Here is a 5,232-nt window from a genome sequence, read left to right as displayed (position 1 = left end):
CCTAGGATCCAGGCGATAAGGGGGGGATCCCTGTGGTCAAGATAATACCGGACGGTTTGGGTCAGGTCGATCTCCAAGATGCTGGTGATCATCCTGTGCATGAGCTCCAGATGGATCCGGTCGTCCTAGGTAAGCAGAGCATACCTGCCATGGAGGCTGTTGTTGAGAGCGGCCAAGGCTGTTTGGGTGGCAGTAGCCATTCAAAGGGAGGCTTGAGGCAGGCATCCCACAGCAAGCGGAGTCGGGCCTCGGTGATGTGGAGAGGAGAATATGTTTTTGAAGGGATCCCTTTCAGCTCTCTCCCTCTGTTTTTTTCCGCGAGCGAGTTGAGGTCGCTTTCTTCGCGCCAGCGGATGTCGCAGATCTCTTGGATGATTTCTTCAGAGTAGGGGGCAACGCTGTAGGAGTTACGAAAAATACTTCCGATAGGGCATCCAGTTTTTTGCCTCGCGTAATTTTGCACCCAAGCTTGGTTATGGGGGTTAAGTCCTGCCACCAACTTCTATCCGCCTCTGCAATCCGGGCAGCTGCAATGGTTACATCGACTCCCTTGAGGGGACTGCTGGGTTGCTCGGCTAGGTATCTTAGCGCAGCCAAGATAGTCTCTCTCGATGTATTGGTCAAATTTACCTTCGGAACAATTTCTTTGGCGAGAATCTGGGCCTGCTTAACCTGCTCTGGATCAGGATCGACAACGATACACCATAGCCTTTCCAGTCCTGCTTCTTGAGCAACTGCATAGACAAAATGGTTACCAATGGCTTTGTACTGATAGTCGCCAGCCTCGACCACCAGCAGAGGAACCCAGTTGTGTCCTCCTGTTGCCCTTAGCTGATTTGCGGCTGCTGTAACAAGGAAGGAGGGAGCAGAAAACCCATCGGCGGGCGTAATGCTCTCAAGGGGTAAGTTAACCAACCTACCTAGATCTGAAAACTCACTCATCGATAAAGTACTCACGGGCAAGACTCTGGTAGTATTCTAAAACTTTCTTGCGACTAAAGACGGCAGGCCTTCGATCAAAGCTTGCAGAGGATATCACTGCATAGTCAGGTATCCCAAAAATGCTTTTGTTTTCATTACCTCTCTTAAAATGCGGCCAGAAATATGGAAGTAGGTTCATGCTTCTCTCTTGGCTGACAATTTTTTCTATCTCATCATTTGCTCGTTTAATAGCGTTTTCGCTTCTTTCGCTTTCTGAGGGGACGCCGTTGAAAAAGATAGGCAAAGTCCTGGGGCCGCCATCCTGTCGTGACTTAGCAGTTTCTGGAACAAAGCTGGTGATTACTCTAGCAGCATTATTCAGGGAAGACAGATCGTCGGGGCGGGTAGGTATCAAAATAACATCGGCAGCAAAAACACCACTTTGGCTGAAGTAAAGCCATTGAGTTGGGCAGTCGATTAGGATGTAATCATACTCATTGCGAAGAGGGGCAATCAGATCGCGAAGGCGTCGGGTTCCCTTTTGGATATATGCTAGCGACTGGCTGTCGGTCAACGTCTCCAGCTCAGGGTCTCTTGGGATAATGTCGAAGATGGGAAGGGTAGTCTGCTTGCCTTTGAGTCTACATTCGAGTCTATATGTTTGGACAATGGCATGGATGTCTATTTTGGGATCCTTTAAACATTGCGTCAGTGTAATTTTTCCAGGAGTGGCTCCCAAGCTTCTTGTCAGATCACCCTGAGAATCAAAGTCAACAACTAAGACCTTTTTTCCCTTGGTTTTTAGTGCTGCCGCAAGGTTAATGACCGTCGTTGTTTTGCCTACGCCCCCTTTATTGTTATACACGCATACAGTCAGAGCGCGCTCATAGTTTTCTATCTTGTCTCGCAAGTTACGCACTATGCTCTCAATGTTATCTGGATTAATGGAGAAGTTTGCTGTAGCAGGGTAGACGACTTTTCCATGCTTCCTCCAGATCTGGATGTTGTTTGCATTGGTGATAATTCCCCATTTTGCAGATTTGCAGTTCTCGCCGAGCAGGTAGCTTTCTATTTGACAAACTGCATCCCTATAGTAAGATCCTTCTTTGAGGTTGACTACTCTGGATTTTGCCTCCAAAAGCAAGTAGGGGTTCCTTTGGGAGTTAAAGAAAGTATCTTCAGGATCTTCGTTCTTTCTTGCGGCGAGGTCGACCTGGCCACAACCTGTCTCGAATTCATATCTAATTTCCAAGTCGTGAAAGCCAAGCGCATGCAGGAGGGGAACAGCAAAGTGTTGGACAATAACTCGCTCTACCCTCTCGGTGGGAGATATCCTCTCAAGCTTCTCTCGGAGATAGCTAGCCTCAGTCATAGGAAAAAATAAGGTGGACAATGCTAACCAAGCTAAAAGCTCGCCCTCAGCATAGCAGTTGCTTGGCTCGTTCTGACAGTGCCTGAGCTGTCAGGCCGTTGTAGTCCATCAATTCGGCGGGGGTGGCGGTGGTTTCGCCGCGTTTCCAGGCAAAAATGTCGCGCGGGCCAGTGTAGCGCAGCAACAGGGGCTCCAACATCAGGCTGGCCCCGCCGGTTACGCCAATAAGGGCCTCGCCGGCAAACCAAGCGGCAAATTCTTGGTCGGACATGAATTCCCCATCTGGCTGAGCACAGGTGGACCAAGCCACGTCGCCGGGGCGATACAGACGGCGGGGGTTAATCACCGAGACGATCTTGCAGCCGATCCCTTGGGCTTGGAGCTGTTCAGCCGCCTCGAACACGGGCAGGAGAATCATATCCCCCACCACGGCAAAGACCACGGTGCGGGATCCGGGAAACTCCTGAAGGACGATGCAGCCCTGCTCTACTGCTTGGCGGGCTTGTTCGAGGGTGGTGCGGATGGGCAGGGGGGTTTTGCTGGCGATGATAGGGATCCCTTTGTTGTGGGTGGATAAGGCCCATTCGTAGGCAGCTTGGGCACAGTTGGCATCCGGCGGGAAGAGGGGGAAGACGTTGCCGTTGCGCATCATGGCCGCCAGGTAGGCCTCAATTTCCGGGCGTTGGTGGGTCCAGCCGTTGCGCCCCTGTTCCAAAGCGCCGGCAGTGAAGAGGGCAATGGCCGAGGGGGTGGGCCGGCGCAGCTCCGCCATGGCTTGGGTTACCGTCTGCCAGATGGGTAGGCCGTTGACGGCAAAGGACTCGTAGGAGCACCACAGGGAGCGTCCGCCGAAGAGGGCTAGGCCCGCCGTCAGTCCTGCGCAGGCATCTTCGCTCAGGGGTTCGTAGACCTGGCCTTGGGGCTGTTGGTTGTATAAGGGATCCACCGTGGGGTGAATCACCTTGAGACCTTGGTTCACATTGGCCATGCCGGAAGCTTCGTTGCCGTCGGCATTGGCCACCAAAAAGTCGGGATCCTTCTGCCCCACCTGCACCACCAGGGATCCGATGGCCGTGGTAGAAACCTGCTTGTCCCCTAGGGGAAACTCCGTCAGGTTCAGGGATCCCAAAGGCGGCAAAGGCCGAACGAACTCTGTAACCGCCACCTTGGCGGCTGGCCCCCCGGCTGCCCGTTGGCAGTTTTGTCGCACCAGGGCCCAAGCTGCCGGATGTAAGGCCCGCGCCCGCAGAGCCGCCACAATGTCCGGGTGATCCAGAGTGTGGTGGCCGTAGAGGTTGTGGGACTTGGATCCCTTGGCATGTACCCCAGCCCCCTTCAGTTGCTTGAGGATGAAAACCGTTAATTGTCCGCTCAGGGCTGATTGGATGGCTCGCTCCATTTCGATCAGCACCCTTTGGGCAAAGGCAAGGCGGGCTTCTAGGGAAAACTGAGTGCTGTCGACGTAAGGGCCAGGCTGTTGGGCATCGTCAAAGTCCTTGGCATCCACCAACACCACTTCCTCAAAGCCGTTGCCCCGCCAATACTCGGCCATCTGGGCGTTGCTGGCGGTGGAGATCATGCTGTGGTGCTCTTGGCTGTAGCCGTTCCAAACCAGTACCGGCAGGAAGTTGGTGCGCTGCGGGAAAGCGGTGTGAAAGTGAATCATGGAGCTCATCACATAGGGCTCTCCCAGGCCGCCATCCCCAATCGTGACCGGGAAGAGGCGATCCGGGTAGAGTAATGCCCCCGCCATGGCAAAGTGCTGCCCCTGCCCCAGCGGCCCAGCCGGCGCCAGCAGTCCGGGAATGTAGCCAGAGAGGTGACCCAACAGCCCTTCCCGTTCTCGAAAACGGGCCCGCAGGTCGGCGACGGTGTGGATGCCCATCTCGGCCAGGGATCCATCCAAGAACATGGCCGCGTAAAAGCCCGGCGCGTGGTGCCCGACTTCGGTGGGGATGTTCTTCTGGCCCAGGTACACCAGAGCTGCATAGGCTTCTGCTTGGCTGGCAAATCCGCCCGGATGGCCTGAGGCTTTACTGGCGGTCATTTGCAGGGTGAGGTAGCGCAAGGCATCGGCATAGAGCAAGGTTTGGTAGGCGGCCATGCGACTGCCGGGATCCCTCAGTTTCCCGGTGCCGGCATCCACTGCAGGGGCCTGGCCCAGGCGGTCAAATTCCGGCCAGGGATCCCCGAAGTACTGGATCCCTTCGCAAAAGGCGGGGACTTGGGCAGTTGCCTCCTGAGCCAGTGTCATCGGTTCAGCCTCACGCTTGTTGGGTTATTCATCCCTCACTGTAAACCCGATAACGCTTTTTGGATGTTCTGAGCAGAACTCGTCCAGCCGACGATGCCCCCTTGCGCCCGGATCATCTCCAGGGTGGCTTGCTTGAACTCTGGGAAGTAGCTGGCGGTGCAATCTTCCACCAGCAGGCACTCATAGCCGCGGTCATTGGCCTCGCGCATTGTGGTTTGCACGCAGACTTCTGTGGTTACCCCGGTGAACAGCAGGTGGGTGATGCCGCGCTTTTGCAAGATTGCTTGCAGCTCGGTGGCGTAGAAAGCCCCCTTGCCGGGTTTGGGAATGACGATCTCTCCCGCAATCGGGGCAAGCTCAGGGATGATGGTGTTGCCCGGCTCTCCGCGAATCAAAATCCGCCCCATAGGGCCTTCATCCCCAATGGTCAGGGATCCCTTGCCGCGTTTGCGCTTGCTGGGCGGGCAATCGGAGAGATCTGGCTGGTGACCCTCCAGGGTGTGGATGATGGTTAGGCCCTTCTGACGACAGAAGTCCAGCAGTTCCTCCAGGGTGGGCACAATGGATCCCAGTTGGGTGACATCGTTGCCCAACATTTCCCCAAAGCCGCCCGGCTCCAGGAAATCTCGCTGCATATCGATGATCACCAGGGCCAAGTAAACTACCCGGCTCCGACCGCTAAGCG

General features: G+C 55.3%; 4 protein-coding genes. All 4 read right to left on the bottom strand.

Annotated elements, in window-relative coordinates; all coding sequences use genetic code 11:
- Positions 1 to 291: 291 nt before the first annotated feature.
- From NW856_RS09180 to NW856_RS09165, 4 genes are read right to left on the bottom strand one after another with little or no spacing between them, the layout of a single operon-like run.
- Positions 292 to 957 carry a Rho termination factor gene (locus NW856_RS09180; protein ID WP_414399920.1) on the bottom strand — a complete coding sequence of 222 codons (666 nt, stop codon included), beginning with the start codon at positions 955 to 957 and terminating at the stop codon, positions 292 to 294.
- On the bottom strand, positions 935 to 2,293 hold the full coding sequence (locus tag NW856_RS09175; protein WP_414399919.1) for an AAA family ATPase: 1,359 nt from the start codon (positions 2,291 to 2,293) through the stop codon (positions 935 to 937). The genes NW856_RS09180 and NW856_RS09175 overlap by 23 nt, the downstream gene beginning before the upstream one ends.
- A 46-nt stretch (positions 2,294 to 2,339) precedes the next feature.
- Positions 2,340 to 4,547 (bottom strand): phosphoketolase, encoded by a 2,208-nt coding sequence (locus NW856_RS09170; protein ID WP_414399918.1) that lies wholly within the window; start codon positions 4,545 to 4,547, stop codon positions 2,340 to 2,342.
- Between the two features lie 35 nt (positions 4,548 to 4,582).
- Positions 4,583 to 5,194, bottom strand: coding sequence for a cysteine hydrolase family protein (locus NW856_RS09165; RefSeq protein ID WP_414399921.1), 612 nt, complete (start codon positions 5,192 to 5,194; stop codon positions 4,583 to 4,585).
- Positions 5,195 to 5,232 lie beyond the last annotated feature (38 nt).

Source organism: Synechococcus sp. R3-13, assembly GCF_047462195.1.
Classification (GTDB): Bacteria; Cyanobacteriota; Cyanobacteriia; order Thermostichales; family Thermostichaceae; genus Thermostichus.
This window is presented reverse-complemented; position numbering and strand designations above follow the sequence as displayed.